We start from the raw sequence: 14,860 nt of genomic DNA, 5'->3' as shown, positions 1-14,860 counted from the left end.
ATGAGCGCACGGGATGACGCCGAGCCCCAGACCCGCCTGATCCACACCCGCGCCGAACGCCTTGGCCGGGTGACCGTGAACCCGCCGGTGGAGCGTGCCTCGACCGTGCTATTCCGCACCGAGGCGCAGCTTTACGGGCCCAAGCCCACCTATGGCCGGATGGGGCTGACGGTTCACCGCGAACTGGAAGCAGCGATGTGCATTCTGGAGGGGGCAAAGCATACGCGCCTTGCCTCCAATGGCCTGCAAGCCTGCGCGCTGGCGATTGCGAGCGTGGTGGAGGCAGGCGGACATTTTCTGTTCACGGACAGTGCCTATGGCCCCACCGCGCGCTTCTGCGAGAAGCGGCTGAAGGCGATGGGCGTGGAGGCCGAGCGGTTCGATCCGCGCATGGGCGCGGGCATTGAGCGGCTGTTCCGCGACAATACGCAGGCGATCCTTGTGGAATCGCCCGGCTCTCTGACGTTTGAGATTTCAGACCTGCCTGCCATGGCGCAAGTGGCAAAGGCGCGCGGCATACGCATTGTGTGTGACAACACCTGGGGCGCGGGATTGCATTACAAGCCGCTGGCGCTGGGGGCGGACCTTTCCGTGCAGGCGCTGACGAAATATGTGGTGGGCCATTCCGACGCCTTTGGCGGCGCAGTAATGACCAATGAGCTGAGCCTTGCCAACAAGGTGGCCAACTGTTCGGAGGATTGGGGCATTGGCCTCGCGCCGGATGACGCCTATCTCGCCGTGCGCGGCATTCGCAGCCTGACCACGCGCCTGAAGGCGCATGAGGCGGCGGGGCTGGAGCTGGCGCAGTGGCTGGAAGGGCGGCCCGAAGTGGCAAGCGTGATCCATCCTGCCCTGCCCTCCCACCCCGATCATGCGCTTTGGAAGCGGGATTTTACTGGCGCCTGCGGGCTGTTTTCCTTTGTGCTGAAGGATTATCCGGCAGGCGCACTGGAGCGGTTCTTCGAGGCGCTGAGCTTGTTCGGCATGGGCTTCTCCTGGGGCGGCTTCGAGAGCCTGATCATTCCGTGCGATGACCAGCTGACCCGCAGCGAAACCTGCTGGACGAAAGACAAGCCCGGCCAGCTGATGCGCGTGCATGTAGGGCTGGAAGCGGTGAGCGATCTGAAAGCCGACCTTGAGGCAGGCTTTGCGGCATTGTCCGCAGGCTGAGTTCAGGGCGCCGGGCGCTCAAAGTTCAGGAAAACGAACAGATCGTCGACATCCGTGCCGATCTGCGCCTGGGGCTCTGAGGGCGGCCAGAGGCGTTGTTCCCGCTCGCGCAGGGTAACGCACTGGCGCGTGAGCCGGGCGAGATGCACGAAGTCATCGGCGCTGGTGAGCGAGTCGAGCACGCAATTGTCAAAGACCGGATAGATCGCGCCCGCGCCGCAGCCGAAGGAGGAGCGGTCTGACCGCGCGGCGGTCATCACGAGACGGTTTGGCGCAGCAAGCACAGGCACGAAGACGCCCGAATAGCACGCCGAGACGACCACGACCGTTGGCCGCTCGCCACACCATTGGCCAACGAGACCGTTGAGCTGCGCCGGGCTGAGCAGGCCTTCGCCGCCCAGCACCATGCCTTCGGGTACGCCGTGCGAGGTGAAGTAAAGGAGGCATCCGGCCTGCGCCGACTGTGCCTGCTGCTCGAAAGCGGTGAAGACCTCGTCCGAGCGCAGGGCGGCGCCGCCGGGCTGTTCCGGCCGCAGCGACAGCTGGGTGATGTTGTCCGCATCAAAGCCGACATCGGCAAAGGCGCGAGCGAGATCCCGCCGGGCGTTCTCGAAGGCCTCAATGGGGGCGCCTTCGCTGTCGCGCCAGTCTGCCGCGAGGATGCCGACGGCCCAGTCTTTCAGCGGAACGTCTTCGGCGACAGGCTCCGCCTGCGCCGGCCAAGCCGCGCAGGCGGCCCAGAGGAGCGTCCCTGCAAACAGATGCCGCAACCGCATCCGTGTTCTCCTAAGCCGTCGTTTCCCGCATTCATATGAACAGCGGCGCCGCGCCGGCGCAAGCGGCGAGTTGCCGGGTGCCGGCTGCTAGTCCGGGTAGGTGTCCAGCGATGGCTCGCGATACCAGCAGTCGCAGCCACCATCATACTGATAGGCTTCGCCGTAATCATTCACGCGGATGAGCGGGCCTGATGAATAAACGGGCACATAGTCCCAGCCATCTTCGGCGTAGCGGTCTGCAAAGCCGTCGCCGGTGTCGTCGCAGACGGCATAGCCCTGCGCGTTGTAATCGCAGCCATAGGGGGCGACCTGGGTCAGCGTGACGGCCATGTCGTCTGCCGCCATGTCGAGCCCGGTGGCAATCGCCTCCCAGTCTGAGTGGGAACAGGCGCCAACGCTCATCAGCGCTGCGCCTGCAATCCATATCCGCGCGGTCCCCGTCACTCGTCTCAGCATGTGTCACCTCCCACCAACCTGCTGATGACAGTTTGGTAATGCGGGAAATGAATGCAAGCTGAACCGGAGGCTTAAACCGGCTCGGGGCTGACCTGGACGACGAGTTTGCCGAGATTTTTGCCCTCGAAGAGGCGCGAGAGGCTGGCGGGGGCTTTCTCGAAACCGTCGACGATGTCGGTCTCGTATTTGAGTTTCCCCTCCATGAACCACTGCGCCATCTGCTGCATGCCCTCCGGGAAGCGGGGGAAATAGTCGATGACGATGAAGCCTTTCACCAGCGTGCGCCGCATCAGGAGGTTTGAGAAGTTGTAGGGGCCGGGCACGGGGTCTGTGGCGTTGTAGGTGGAGATGAGGCCGCAGAGCGGCATGCGCGAGAAGTCGTTCAGGCGGGCGATGACTTCGTCCATGATCTTGCCGCCGACATTCTCGAAGTTGATGTCGATGCCGTTTGGACAATGCTTGTCGAGGGCCTTGCCGACGTCTTCGTTCTTGTAGTCGATGGCGGCGTCGAAGCCGGCCGTTTCGGTGAGCCAGCGGCATTTGTCTGCGCCGCCTGCGATGCCGACAACGCGGCAGCCCTGGATCTTGGCGATCTGGCCGACCATCGAGCCGACGGCGCCGGCCGCGGCGGAGACGACAACGGTTTCGCCCGCTTTGGGCTTGGCGATGTCCATCAGGCCGAAATAGGCGGTCATGCCGGTGGCGCCGAGGGGCCCCATGAAGGCTGTGAGCGGGACGCCGGGGAGCTTGGGCAGCTTGGCGAGCGAGGCGCCCGGCAGCGTGTTGTAGATCGCCCAGCCGGCGAGGCCGGTATTGACGATGTCGCCGGGCTCAAGGCCGTCAAAGCGGCTCTCGGTGATGACGCTGAGGCCGCCGCCGCGCATGGCGTCACCGATGCCGACGGGCGGCAGGTAGGCGTCCACATCGCTCATCCAGATGCGGTTGGTGGGATCGAGCGAGAGGTAGATGGTCTTGGCGCGCACCTGCCCGTCTTCGAGCTGGGTGAGCGCGCTTTCGACCAGCTCCAGGTCGCCCTGTTGCAGATCGCCGACGGGCCGCTTGCGCAGCACCCATGTCAGGTTCTTTTCGTTGACCATGTTGTCCTCCCTAGACTTTCGGCCGGGAGGCTAGTGGGAATCCGGCTCAGCGCAAGACGCCGCGGCGGGATTGCCAGTAGGCATAGGCCAGGAACGCTGCGGCAAGGGCGATGATTATGACGGGGATAATCTCCGTGCCTTCCATTTTCGGCGCGTCGGTATCCGTCATGCCTATGATGTTGCTGATGATGGCGGCCAGCAGTGAGGCCGCGAAGAGGAGCACGGCCAGGCGCTTCTTCATCAGCAGGGCGAGGCTGCCCAGAAGGCCGCCGAAGACGCCCACGGCCCAGAGGGCGAAGATCCACCAGGGCATGGCGAACCAATAGGCCAGCATCTCTTCGGGATAGCCGGCGAGGTAGCCCTCATTGCGGGTGACGGTCATGGTGAAATCGAAACAGCCAAAGCCGTTCCACAGGACGCCGAGAATGCCGACGGCCCAGAGGTGCCAGCTGGCACGCGGTGAAATTACGGAAGTGTCTTCGGTCATGTGCGCGGCCTCCCCAGACAGCTCTATTGACGCTGCGTAAGTGTACGCCGAATTCAGAGGGAGGCAATCGCTTGCGGTGGGGCGCTATTTCAGAACGCCGAGCTTGGCCCAGGTCTGCGCGTAGTAGAGAAGGAGTACCGACACCACGATGGTGAAGACCGATACGGCCTGAATAGTCGGGTCATCGGGAACATGGCCGGCGAAGCTGAAGCCGGTGCCGAAAATGGTGGCGGTGGCGCCAAGCGCGAGCGTGCGGACGGCGGCGAGACGCTTGCGCATCAGCAGCACCGCGCCGATCAGCGAGGCAGCTACGGCGACCGCGCGCAGGCCGAGCACCCAGAAGGGAAGCTCATAGATGAACTCCCGCGTCAGCTCCGGCATCTGGTTCATATAGGGGGCAAAACGGGTGACCATCGCCAGCAGGTCGAAGACGCCCAGCAGGCTCCACAACACGGCGATGCCCCCTATGAGGGCCAAGTGCCACGGCGCCTTCCGCACGTGCTTCTGCACTGCCGGAATGAGGGCCGTCACTTCTTCGAAGTCCAGATCACGGTCCATGTGATAAAAGTAGCACACCCCCGTTGCCACGGAAAAGCCTAATTTCGATCCGGCGCGTTACGAAAGAGACAGGTGCCGAAACGGCGGGCGATCCGCGCGATTTCTGACCCGGCGGGTGACGTGGCCGCGCTTGCGGGCTAAACCGGGAACAAATCAAAGGAATCGCACATGGCCACGGCGCCCATCACTCAGGACAGCCACCTCTACCTTATAGATGCGAGCGCCTATGTGTTCCGCGCCTTCCATGCCCTGCCCCCGCTGACGCGCGCCTCTGATGGCCTGCCCGTGGGCGCGGTGGCGGGGTTCTGCAACATGCTGTTCAAGCTGTTGGAAGACCTGAAAGGCAAGGAACGCCCGACGCATTTTGCCTGCATCTTTGATGCTTCGGGTGACACATTCCGGAACGAGATTTATCCCCTCTACAAGGCCAACCGGTCTGACCCGCCCGAGGAGCTGGTGCCGCAGTTTCCGCTCGTGCGCCGCGCAGCGGTGGCGTTTGCCGCCCATGCGATCGAGCAGACGGGCTTTGAGGCAGACGACCTGATCGCGACCTATGCGCGGCTCGCCGAAGCCAAGGGCGCGCGGGTGACCATCGTTTCCTCAGACAAGGACCTGATGCAGCTGATCACCGACAAGGTGCTGATGCTGGACCCGATGAAGAACAAGCTGCTGGGCCGGGACGATGTGATCGAGAAGTTCGGCGTGGGGCCGGAAGGTGTTGTGGATGTGCAATCCCTCTCCGGCGACAGCGTGGACAATGTGCCCGGCGCGCCCGGCATCGGCATCAAGACGGCGGCGCAGCTGCTTGGCGAATATGGCACGGTTGAGGCCCTGCTGGAGCGGGCGGGCGAAATCAAACAGCCCAAGCGGCGCGAGACGCTGATCAATTTTGCCGATCAGGTGCGCGTGTCCAAACAGCTTGTTCAGCTCAAGGAGGATGTTCCGGTTGTTCTTCCCGTGGAGGAACTGGCGGTGCAGGATCCTGATCCCAAAGTGCTGATCGGCTTTCTGGAGGAAATGGAATTCCGCACCATCACCCGGCGCGTGCGCGAGCAGATGGAGCTGGAAGGCGCCATCGAGGCCCCCGCCCCCGAGGCGCAGCCGTTTGATGTTTCGGCCTATGCCTGCATCCGCGACCTGAAAACGCTGGAAGACTGGGTGGCGCGCGCGACGGCGCAGGGACATGTAGCGGTTGATACGGAGACGGACAGTCTGGATTCGGTATCCGGCGGGCTGGTGGGCGTGTCACTGGCGCTTGCCCCCGGCGAAGCGTGCTACATTCCGCTGGCGCATGTGGACCCGGAAGCCAAGGGCGATGGCGATATGTTTGGCGCCGATCCGCCGCGCCAGATCAAGATGGCCGAAGCGCTGAAAGTGCTGAAGCCAATGCTGGAAGATCCGGCCGTTCTGAAGATTGGCCAGAACATTAAATATGATCTCAGCGTGTTTGCGCAGCACAAGATCCATGTGCATCCGATTGATGACACGATGCTGATCTCGTTCGCGCTCAACGCCGGCATTCACGGCCATGGGATGGACGATCTGTCCGAGCGCTATCTTGGCCACAAGCCGATTACCTTCAAGGATGTGGCAGGGACCGGGAAGGCGCAGAAAAGCTTTGCGCAGGTGGCGCTGGACAAGGCGACGGAATACGCGGCTGAAGACGCGGATGTGACCCTGCGCCTCTGGCAGGCGCTCAAACCTCGCCTGCGCACCGAGCAGGTGACGGCGGTTTACGAAACGCTGGACCGCCCGCTGGGCCCCGTGCTGGCAGAGATGGAACAGGCGGGGGTCAAGGTGGACCGGGACATGCTCTCGCGCCTCTCGGCAGACTTCAACCAGCGCATGGCCGCGCTGGAGGCCGAGGCACATGAGCAGGCCGGGCGCAGCTTCAATATCGGCTCTCCGAAGCAGCTTGGCGAAATCCTCTTTGACGAGATGAATTTGCCGGGCGGGAAGAAGACCAAGACCGGCGCCTGGGTAACCGATGGCGATGTGCTGGAGGGCCTTGCCGCAGACGGTCACGCCCTGCCCCGCACGATTGTCGACTGGCGGATGCTGTCGAAGCTGCGCTCAACCTATACCGAGGCGTTGCAGGCGGCGATCAACAAGAAGACGGGCCGCGTTCACACCAGCTATATGATGGCGGGCGCGCAGACGGGGCGACTGTCCTCGACCGATCCCAACCTCCAGAACATCCCGGTACGGACCGAAGAAGGCCGCAAGATACGCCAGGCGTTCATCGCCGAGGAAGGCAATGTGCTGGTCTCGGCCGACTATTCCCAGATCGAGCTGCGCATTCTGGCGCATATGGCAGATATTCCGGCGCTGAAACAGGCGTTCAAGGACGGGCTCGACATTCACGCGATGACGGCGAGCGAGATGTTCGGCGTGCCCATTGAAGGCATGGACCCGATGGTGCGCCGGCAGGCCAAGGCGATCAATTTCGGCATCATCTATGGCATCTCCGGCTTTGGGCTTGGCCGCCAGCTGGGCATTCCTTCGGGCGAGGCGAACCAGTATATCAAGACCTATTTCGAGCGCTTCCCCGGCATTCGTCAGTATATGGACGAAACTAAGGAGTTTGCGCGCGCGACGGGCTTTGTGAAGACGGCTTTCGGGCGGAAGATCCATTTGCCCGACATCAAGAGCAAGGGCCCGGCGCGCTCCTTTGCCGAGCGCCAGGCGATCAACGCGCCGATCCAGGGCTCAGCGGCGGACATCATCAAGCGCGCGATGATCCGGATGCCGGAGGCGTTGGCAGAGGCGGGACTGAAGGCTCAGATGCTGCTGCAGGTGCATGATGAACTTGTCTTCGAATGCCCGGAGAAAGAGGCCGAGAAGCTGATCAAGCTGGTGCAGAAGACGATGGCGGCGGCCGATGGGCCGTCGCTGAGGCTCTCCGTGCCGCTGGTGGTGGAGGCCAAGGCGGCGGATACTTGGGCGGCGGCGCACTAGGACCGCTTACATCCCCCCATTCCAATCTTTCCCGCAGATGTTAAAGAGCGGGTGAATTCACCGCTTTCCGGCCCCATTTCCGCTCCGGAAGGCAAAATTTTGCGGAAACTGCGAGACCTGAGCCCATGATCCCCTACCGTTCACGCACCTCCACCCACGGCCGCAACATGGCCGGTGCCCGCGGCCTCTGGCGCGCGACGGGCATGACGGACAGCGATTTCGGCAAGCCGATCATCGCGGTGGTGAACTCGTTCACCCAGTTCGTGCCGGGGCATGTGCACCTGAAGGATCTCGGCCAGCTTGTAGCCCGGGAAATCGAGGCGGCCGGCGGCGTGGCCAAGGAATTCAACACGATTGCGGTCGATGACGGCATCGCCATGGGCCATGACGGGATGCTCTACTCTCTGCCTTCGCGCGAGATCATTGCCGACAGCGTGGAATATATGGTCAACGCCCACTGCGCGGACGCGATGGTGTGCATCTCCAATTGCGACAAGATCACGCCCGGCATGATGATGGCCGCGATGCGCCTCGACATTCCGGTCGTGTTCGTTTCCGGCGGGCCGATGGAAGCGGGCAAGGTGAACATCGATGGCGAGCTGCGCGCGGTGGACCTGATCGACGCGATGATCGAAGCGGCAAACCCTGACCGCACGGACGCGGAAGTCGACGAGTTTGAGAAGAATGCCTGCCCAACCTGCGGGTCGTGCTCGGGCATGTTTACGGCCAACTCGATGAATTGCCTCGCCGAAGCGCTCGGCCTCGCGCTGCCGGGCAATGGCTCGACACTGGCGACGCATGCTGACCGCGAGGCGCTGTTCCGGCGCGCGGGACGGCGGATCGTGGAGCTGACCAAAGCCTATTATGAAGGCGGCGACACCGGCGTTTCGGCGCGCGGGATTGCCACCAAGGCGGCGTTCGAGAATGCCATCACGCTGGACATCGCGATGGGCGGATCGACCAATACGATCCTCCACCTGCTGGCGATGGCACGTGAGGGCGAGGTGGACTTTACGCTCGCCGATATTGACCGGCTGAGCCGGGTGACGCCGTGCCTCTGCAAGGTGGCGCCCGCGGTGCAGAATGTGCACATGGAAGATGTTCACCGCGCGGGCGGGATTTTCGGCATCCTCGGAGAACTGGGCCGGGCGGGGAAACTCGATACCTCCGTGCGCACGATCCATGAAGACACGATGGCCGAGGCGCTGAGCAAATGGGATATTGCGGTAACGAACAATCCCGAGGTGCAGGAGCTGTTCCTGGCGGCGCCGGGCGGGGTTCGCACGACGCAGGCGTTCAGCCAGGCGCGCCGGTATAAAGATCTGGATACGGACCGGGAAAAGGGCGTCATCCGCTCGGCCAAGCATGCCTTCTCGAAGGATGGCGGGCTCGCAGTGCTGTTTGGCAACATTGCTGAGATGGGCTGCGTGGTGAAGACGGCCGGCGTGGATGACAGCATTCTGAAGTTTTCCGGCCCGGCGGTGATCTGCGAGAGCCAGGAAGAGGCGTGCGAGCGCATCCTGAAGAAGCGCGTGAAGGCGGGCGATGTCGTCATCATCCGCTATGAAGGCCCGCGCGGTGGCCCCGGCATGCAGGAGATGCTCTATCCGACATCGTATCTCAAGGCGATGCAGCTGGGCAAGGAATGTGCTCTGATCACGGACGGACGCTTCTCGGGCGGAACGTCTGGCCTCTCGATCGGGCATGTCAGCCCGGAAGCGGCTGAAGGCGGGGCGATCGGGCTTCTGCACGAAGGGGATATCATCGAGATCGACATCCCGAACCGGACGATCAATGCGAAGGTTTCAGCCGAAGAGTTCGCCAAACGCCGCGCCGAGATGGACGCCAAGGGGGCGGCCGCCTGGAAGCCGGTGGAAGAGCGCCCGCGCAAGGTGAGCCGTGCGCTGAAGGTTTATGCGGCGCATGTGGGGAATGCTTCTCTGGGCGCAGTGCGGCTCGATCCTTAGTTTTCCAGGAAAGTCCCTCTACAGAGATTATTACAATTTATAGTCCAAGGGCTGGACTACTCCATACCTAACTTTCGGTTTGCCATCTATCATAAGCGGGGCAAATCGCGCGCGCTTGATCGCGTTGGTTGCGGACTTTTCGAATCGCTCGTCACTACATTCTACTTTTATCCGGATAGGCTTTCCCTGCTCATCAATATTGAACTGGGCCACACAGCTCGCTTCAGCTCGATCATTAACTTCCCACGGCCAGTTCGGAGCAATTGGGTCCAGAAGGGTTGCTTCCTCAAACGCTGTTATACGTGGGGACATTCCTGGGCGAGACATCCACACCAATTCGGTCGATAGGGCTTTTTCAGGATCAAACTCGGCCCCAAACCGCATTTTCGCACTCCGAAGTTCACGCTCGGAATCCTCAATTCGACCGGCAGCCCGATAACCAAGCACTGATGCCCCTGCTAACGCCGCGCCAAATTCTGGAGATACATATCCATTCTCGTCACGCAGCTTCACATAGTCAATTTTGACTTGCAACTTCTGCAAGGCGGATGCCGGATCAGAGGTTTGAGGAACAGCCGACAATGCAAGAAGGTCGAGATTAGTAATTCCGTCTGCGGAATTTATCCTTGAAACATAATCGATAAATCTGTCTGCTTCCCCAGCATTATATAACGACATCAGCGCCGCATTCAGGCGACGTTTCGACTGAGGATCTGAAGATGAAGGGCGTGAGTTGTTGCGCTCAGCTTGTGAAGCCCGCCTTAGATGTTCATCCAGTATCAACGATGCCATCGAAACTGCTTCAAGCTTGTACCCTTTAGTTACTGACAAGAACTCGGCAATCCAGTGGGCATCTTGAGGAGCTGGAGACAACAACACATTGATATGGCCCTGAAGGGCAGACTCCACTTCGTCAGCCTTGCCGCTCCAGTAACCTGACACTGCCCCCGCTTCCGCAAGATACTTAAGAGCAGATTTCATCTCAGGGCGCTTAATGAGATCTCCCTCAAATATTGGCCCTAGCAAATCAACCATCTCCGAAAAACGCTCAAGCGCAAACAAGCTTATCGCTTGATCTATTAAAGCTAATTGACGAAGCGCGCATTCCGAACCACCATCTTCGAGAACCTGAAGAGAGAATGAGAGCCTGTCCTGAAAATCCTTCTCATCTAAGCTCGCAGCATTGAGCAACGCATAATACTCGCGTGTAGTTAGCGTAGGCTGGTCGCAAATTTGCTCTTCGGAAAATCCAGGAAGAGCAAACGACGTAGCCAATAGTGATATTGCAAGCAGTTTTTTCACGCTCATCAGAGCATCCCCCAGTAAAATGCTGAAAACGTCTAACGTGTGTACTCCCATAGTTCAACCTCAGGGCGCCCACACCAAAACCCGGACAGGGGCTCCCCTTCCGGTTTTGCGTTTCTGGCAGGTCCTGCGGATGGGCTTGGCCCTGTTGGTCCGGGGACGGAGTGGTTTAATGGTGGTGGAAGGTTTGTCCCCGGCGTCCCGTGGCGTTCCCATCCGCAGAGTGGCGGCCGTGGCAAGCCTCCTTTGAAGACCGCCGGACCCGAGGCTGAAAGGGCGAACTTCCAGCCTGATACCGAAGATAAAGGCAGACGCCCCCCGGCGGATAACGCGCCGGAAATTCTCGCTCAATGTGCTGAAAATTCGAGGTTCGGGCATTCGCGCGGGCGAGGATAAGACCTCTGCCTGTCCCCGCAATTTCGCCCGAATCCTTTCCGCATTACGTATTCATACAAAGCAGATGCCGCATTCCCGAACGCGCCGGAGACTGCTAGCCATGTGCTGCGCCGCAACAGACCAAGATCGAGGCAGGCTGATGACAGCCAGAACAGACATGACGGATTGCCCTTTTGGAATCGGCAATACCCCGCTGACCCCCTTCTCCATCACCCTGAACGGCATTCGCCATGAATTGTTGCTGAAGGAAGAACGGTGCAACGCGTTCGGCTCGGTCAAGGACCGGGTGGCGTGGTACATCCTCTCGCAGACCATTGCTGAAAAGGGCCCTGTCGAGGCTGTCGTGGATGCGTCCTCGGGCAATTACGGCTACGCGCTGGCCAGCATCTGCCAGGAGATGGGCATCGCGGCGACGATTGTGTCGTCATCCTCGATCAGCGCGTTCAATGCCGAGGGCATCAAGCGGGCGGGCGCGCGGCTGGTGATCGCCGAGCCGGCGCCGGGAGAATGCTCCAACGCGGCGCGGATGCGGGTGGCGGGCGAGATCAGCGCCGCCGAGGGACAGACCTTCCTCAACCAGTACGCCAATTTCATGAACCCGGCCTCCCACGAGCACTGGACGGCGCCGGAAGTGTTTGCAGACGGGCCGTTTGATGCCTGCTTCGTCACATCTTCCTCCGGCGGCACGGCGCGGGGCTTTTCGGACTATCTGAAGGCCGAGCGGAACGGCACGCAGCTGGTTCTGGTGGAGCCGGAAGCATCCTCCGCCTTCCTTGCGCCCGCTTGCGAGAGCGGCAAGCTGAAAGTGCCGGGCTATGGCAGCCAGCGGCGATCCAGCTTTGCCGGGATGCGACCAGACCCCGGCATGCTGCGGGTGGATGAGGCGTCGGTTCTGGCGGCCTTCACCCTGTTGGAAGCGCGCGGGCTGACGCATATCGGGCTGTCCAGCGTGGGCGTGGTGGTCGGCGCGCTGGAATGGCTGTCGCGGCAGAGTGAGCGCAGGCGGGTGGTGTGCGTCTGCGCCGATGGGGACGAACGGTATCTGGACGAGATCGACAGCCGGTATATCCCGTCGGTTGGCGCGGACGCGTTTGATGCGGCGCGCGCGCGGCTGGAGCCGGTGATCGCGTCTATGGCGCCTGAGGTTGCGGCCTGAGCCTTTGCGGCGCCGGCCAAGCCCGGCCGGGCCGGCGAACACCGCGTTGCCCCAATTCTCCCTTAAAAGACCGTAATGTGAGCAAGCGCTCGCCGAAGTCTCCGCCTTACATTGCAACAGCAAGGAAGGAGGGCTATCTCGATGACGCGAACAATGTTTGAACATACCAATGGCGGCCGCCCCGCAGCAGGGGCTGAGCATAAGCTGGCAGACAAGGACCGGGACATGACCACACTGGCACTCGTGGACGACGACGAAAACATCGTAGCCTCGCTGAAGATGTTCTTTGAAGCCGAAGGGTATCAGGTGCGCGCCTATCATGATGGCGAATCTGCCCTGCCCGCGCTGACCGACTCCCCACCTGACATCGCCATCCTCGACATCAAGATGCCGAAGATGGACGGCATGGAATTGCTGCGCCGCCTGCGCCAGACATCCGAGCTGCCGGTGATCTTCCTCACCTCCAAGGATGAAGAAATCGACGAGGTGATCGGTTTCAATATCGGCGCCGATGATTTCGTGCGCAAACCCTGCTCCAACCGCCTGCTGGCCGAGCGCGTGAAAGCCGTTCTGCGCCGCTCGCGCGGGGCGTCGGCAGTGCCCGAAGAAGGCGACGTGAAAGCCATCGTGCGCGGCAAGCTGGTGCTCGACCCCAACCGCCATGCCTGCACCTGGGACGGCAAGCAGGTTCGCCTGACGGTAACCGAGTTCCTGATCCTTCAGGCGCTGGCCACGCGGCCGGGATACGTCAAAAGCCGCGACCAGCTGATGGACGCTGCCTATGATGACCAGATCTATGTGGACGACCGCACCATCGACAGCCACATCAAGCGCCTTCGCAAGAAGTTCCGCGAAGTGACCGACGAGTTCGATGCGATCGAAACGCTGTATGGTGTCGGCTACCGCTATACCGAATAGACCGCCTGCGGAGCTTTATCTCGGCGGCGCGGCAGACGAAAGCTCACGCCTTGTGCTGAGCTATGCGGAGGCGCGCCGCCGGTTGATGGAGCCCACAGGCCGTGTGGTTCGGTATTTCCCTCATTACAAGGCGGTGGCGGCGTTGGAGCTGGCGCGCAGCTTGCTGGCCGATGGGAAACCGTTGGCCCTGATCGGCCATAGCTGGGGCGCGGACGCAGCGTTGCGCGTGGCCCGGCGGATTGACGGCGATGTGGTTCTGATCGGGGCGGACCCGGTGGCCAAACCTTCCCTGCCGCTCTCCTATTGGCAGGGGCGGCCCGCTTCGGCGCAGTTTGTGGTGCATGTGGATGCGGTGGCCGAAGCGCCCGACCGGTCTGACCGGGTCAAATCGTTCGGCTATCTGGCGGGCGGCGGGGTTCACCGCGCCTGGCGGGAGGCGGATGTGACCATCCCCACGGGGCTGAACCATTGGAACTTCGCCGGGATGATGGCCGCGAAGGGGGCGGACGGAAAATCAGCTGAGGACTGGCTTGCAGCCCTGGCGCCAGCCTAGCCGAAGATGCGCGAGAAGTGCCACGCCCAGTTGGGCAGCGAGAAGGTGAGCGCGAGGAAGCCCACCCCGATCAGGGCGCAAAGCGGAGAATAGAGGCGGCGGTTGAGCGAAAGATAGGGCTGCTCGGGGGCGGCACGCTCGAAGGCCGGCAGGATGCCGACCAGGCCGCGCAGCAGGAAGATGGCCGACAGGAACAGGCCAACGGGCACGAGGAGGAGCTTCAGCGCCGGAAATGCGGCTGCGTAATGCCCCATGATGACGGCGGCACACGCCCCACAGATGAGCAACGCCCCCAGAAGCGCAACCGAGGCGCGCGAGGGCAGCCGGGTGATGCCGCGCCGGCCGACGATGGAGCGGGCCAGAGACTGCTCATTCGGGAATGGAAATGCGATCCCGGCCGCCCATATCAAATGGAGCAAGCCAAGGCAGCCCAGGACAATCGCCAGAAGGGTGCCTAGCAGCGGAGCCACGGTTGTCCTCGTCAGCCGAACCAGAATGACTTAATAATACATGCAGGTAGCGCTTGCCGCCAGTGCCGCGATTGAATAGCCACAGTGCCAGCGACGGCCCAGCCAGGAAAGAAAATTATGTCCGACCCAGAAAACACGCTTCTCGTTGAAACCTCCAAGGGCAGCATCACCATCGAATTGCGCCCCGATCTTGCGCCAGGTCACGTTGCGCGCATCAAGGAACTCGCCCGTGAAGGGTTTTATGATGGCATCGTCTTTCACCGCGTGATTGCCGGCTTCATGGCGCAGGCCGGTTGCCCGAAAGGCAATGGTACCGGCGGGTCAAAAAAGCCGGACCTGAAAGCCGAGTTCAATGCCGAGCCGCACGTGCGCGGCACCTGCTCGATGGCGCGCACCTCTGCGCCGCATTCGGCCAACAGCCAGTTCTTCATCTGCTTCGACGAAGCCCGCTTCCTTGACCGGCAATATACCGTGTGGGGCAAGGTGAGCGAAGGGATGGACATCATTGACCAGCTGGCCAAAGGCGAGCCGCCACGCAATCCGGACCGTATCGTGACGATGCGGGTCGCCGCCGACACCTGATGGCGGACGGG

14 protein-coding genes are annotated in these 14,860 nt (G+C 61.9%); 7 read left to right on the top strand and 7 right to left on the bottom strand.

The annotated features are described in order from the left end of the window. On the top strand, nt 1–1,170 hold the full coding sequence (gene metC, locus HNE_RS07040) for a cystathionine beta-lyase (RefSeq protein WP_011646435.1): 1,170 nt from the start codon (nt 1–3) through the stop codon (nt 1,168–1,170). Between the two features lie 2 nt (nt 1,171–1,172). Here metC and HNE_RS07035 read toward each other — a convergent pair whose 3' ends face one another. The 5 genes from HNE_RS07035 to HNE_RS07015 all read right to left on the bottom strand — a co-directional run bounded on the left by HNE_RS07035 (nt 1,173) and on the right by HNE_RS07015 (nt 4,544). Beyond that, nucleotides 1,173–1,946, bottom strand: coding sequence for a C13 family peptidase (locus HNE_RS07035; protein ID WP_011646434.1), 774 nt, complete (start codon nt 1,944–1,946; stop codon nt 1,173–1,175). Between the two features lie 87 nt (nt 1,947–2,033). Next, the gene (locus HNE_RS07030) at nt 2,034–2,402 is read right to left on the bottom strand and encodes a hypothetical protein (protein WP_011646433.1); all 369 of its coding nucleotides are present in this window, start codon (nt 2,400–2,402) and stop codon (nt 2,034–2,036) included. A gap of 71 nt (nt 2,403–2,473) precedes the next feature. Then, complete coding sequence (locus tag HNE_RS07025) at nt 2,474–3,499, bottom strand: NADP-dependent oxidoreductase (RefSeq protein WP_011646432.1); 1,026 nt, start codon at nt 3,497–3,499, stop codon at nt 2,474–2,476. A 46-nt stretch (nt 3,500–3,545) separates the two neighbouring features. Beyond that, on the bottom strand, nt 3,546–3,986 hold the full coding sequence (locus tag HNE_RS07020; RefSeq protein WP_011646431.1) for a hypothetical protein: 441 nt from the start codon (nt 3,984–3,986) through the stop codon (nt 3,546–3,548). An 84-nt stretch (nt 3,987–4,070) separates the two neighbouring features. After that, nucleotides 4,071–4,544, bottom strand: coding sequence for a hypothetical protein (locus HNE_RS07015; RefSeq protein ID WP_011646430.1), 474 nt, complete (start codon nt 4,542–4,544; stop codon nt 4,071–4,073). A 168-nt stretch (nt 4,545–4,712) separates the two neighbouring features. On the opposite strand from HNE_RS07015, the gene polA reads away from it, so the two are divergent. After that, nucleotides 4,713–7,502: a DNA polymerase I gene (gene polA / locus HNE_RS07010; RefSeq protein WP_011646429.1), complete on the top strand. Its 2,790-nt coding sequence runs from the start codon at nt 4,713–4,715 to the stop codon at nt 7,500–7,502. A 125-nt stretch (nt 7,503–7,627) separates the two neighbouring features. Next, a complete protein-coding gene (ilvD, locus tag HNE_RS07005; protein ID WP_011646428.1) occupies nt 7,628–9,469 on the top strand; it encodes a dihydroxy-acid dehydratase in 1,842 nt (613 codons plus the stop codon). A 30-nt stretch (nt 9,470–9,499) separates the two neighbouring features. On the opposite strand, the gene HNE_RS07000 is transcribed toward ilvD, so the two are convergent. Beyond that, nucleotides 9,500–10,777, bottom strand: a complete 1,278-nt coding sequence (locus HNE_RS07000; RefSeq protein ID WP_011646427.1) for an energy transducer TonB — start codon at nt 10,775–10,777, stop codon at nt 9,500–9,502. A 550-nt stretch (nt 10,778–11,327) separates the two neighbouring features. Here HNE_RS07000 and HNE_RS06995 point away from each other — a divergent pair. From HNE_RS06995 to HNE_RS06985, 3 genes are all read left to right on the top strand, one after another. Next, entirely contained in the window at nt 11,328–12,326 is a 999-nt protein-coding gene (locus HNE_RS06995; protein ID WP_041298844.1) for a pyridoxal-phosphate dependent enzyme, read from the top strand. A gap of 225 nt (nt 12,327–12,551) precedes the next feature. Next, entirely contained in the window at nt 12,552–13,244 is a 693-nt protein-coding gene (locus HNE_RS06990; protein WP_035591755.1) for a response regulator transcription factor, read from the top strand. A 52-nt stretch (nt 13,245–13,296) separates the two neighbouring features. Next, complete coding sequence (locus HNE_RS06985; protein ID WP_233352014.1) at nt 13,297–13,797, top strand: hypothetical protein; 501 nt, start codon at nt 13,297–13,299, stop codon at nt 13,795–13,797. On the opposite strand, the gene HNE_RS06980 is transcribed toward HNE_RS06985, so the two are convergent. Further along, nucleotides 13,794–14,267 carry a DUF3995 domain-containing protein gene (locus HNE_RS06980; RefSeq protein ID WP_011646423.1) on the bottom strand — a complete coding sequence of 158 codons (474 nt, stop codon included), beginning with the start codon at nt 14,265–14,267 and terminating at the stop codon, nt 13,794–13,796. The two genes, HNE_RS06985 and HNE_RS06980, sit on opposite strands and share 4 nt — an antisense overlap. 117 nt (nt 14,268–14,384) lie before the next feature. On the opposite strand from HNE_RS06980, the gene HNE_RS06975 reads away from it, so the two are divergent. After that, entirely contained in the window at nt 14,385–14,849 is a 465-nt protein-coding gene (locus HNE_RS06975) for a peptidylprolyl isomerase (RefSeq protein ID WP_011646422.1), read from the top strand. The last annotated feature ends 11 nt before the right edge of the window (nt 14,850–14,860 follow it).

The sequence above is a fragment of the Hyphomonas neptunium ATCC 15444 genome (assembly GCF_000013025.1).
GTDB lineage: Bacteria > Pseudomonadota > Alphaproteobacteria > Caulobacterales > Hyphomonadaceae > Hyphomonas > Hyphomonas neptunia.
Note: the sequence above shows the minus strand (reverse complement) of the source record. Positions and strands in the feature narration are given on the sequence as shown.

Coding starts and splice junctions, on each gene's coding strand:
- metC (WP_011646435.1), top strand. CDS start 1: ATGAGCGCACGGGATGACGCCGAGCCCCAGACCCGCCTGATCCACACC.
- HNE_RS07035 (WP_011646434.1), bottom strand. CDS start 1,946: ATGCGGTTGCGGCATCTGTTTGCAGGGACGCTCCTCTGGGCCGCCTGC.
- HNE_RS07030 (WP_011646433.1), bottom strand. CDS start 2,402: ATGCTGAGACGAGTGACGGGGACCGCGCGGATATGGATTGCAGGCGCA.
- HNE_RS07025 (WP_011646432.1), bottom strand. CDS start 3,499: ATGGTCAACGAAAAGAACCTGACATGGGTGCTGCGCAAGCGGCCCGTC.
- HNE_RS07020 (WP_011646431.1), bottom strand. CDS start 3,986: ATGACCGAAGACACTTCCGTAATTTCACCGCGTGCCAGCTGGCACCTC.
- HNE_RS07015 (WP_011646430.1), bottom strand. CDS start 4,544: ATGGACCGTGATCTGGACTTCGAAGAAGTGACGGCCCTCATTCCGGCA.
- polA (WP_011646429.1), top strand. CDS start 4,713: ATGGCCACGGCGCCCATCACTCAGGACAGCCACCTCTACCTTATAGAT.
- ilvD (WP_011646428.1), top strand. CDS start 7,628: ATGATCCCCTACCGTTCACGCACCTCCACCCACGGCCGCAACATGGCC.
- HNE_RS07000 (WP_011646427.1), bottom strand. CDS start 10,777: ATGAGCGTGAAAAAACTGCTTGCAATATCACTATTGGCTACGTCGTTT.
- HNE_RS06995 (WP_041298844.1), top strand. CDS start 11,328: ATGACGGATTGCCCTTTTGGAATCGGCAATACCCCGCTGACCCCCTTC.
- HNE_RS06990 (WP_035591755.1), top strand. CDS start 12,552: ATGACCACACTGGCACTCGTGGACGACGACGAAAACATCGTAGCCTCG.
- HNE_RS06975 (WP_011646422.1), top strand. CDS start 14,385: ATGTCCGACCCAGAAAACACGCTTCTCGTTGAAACCTCCAAGGGCAGC.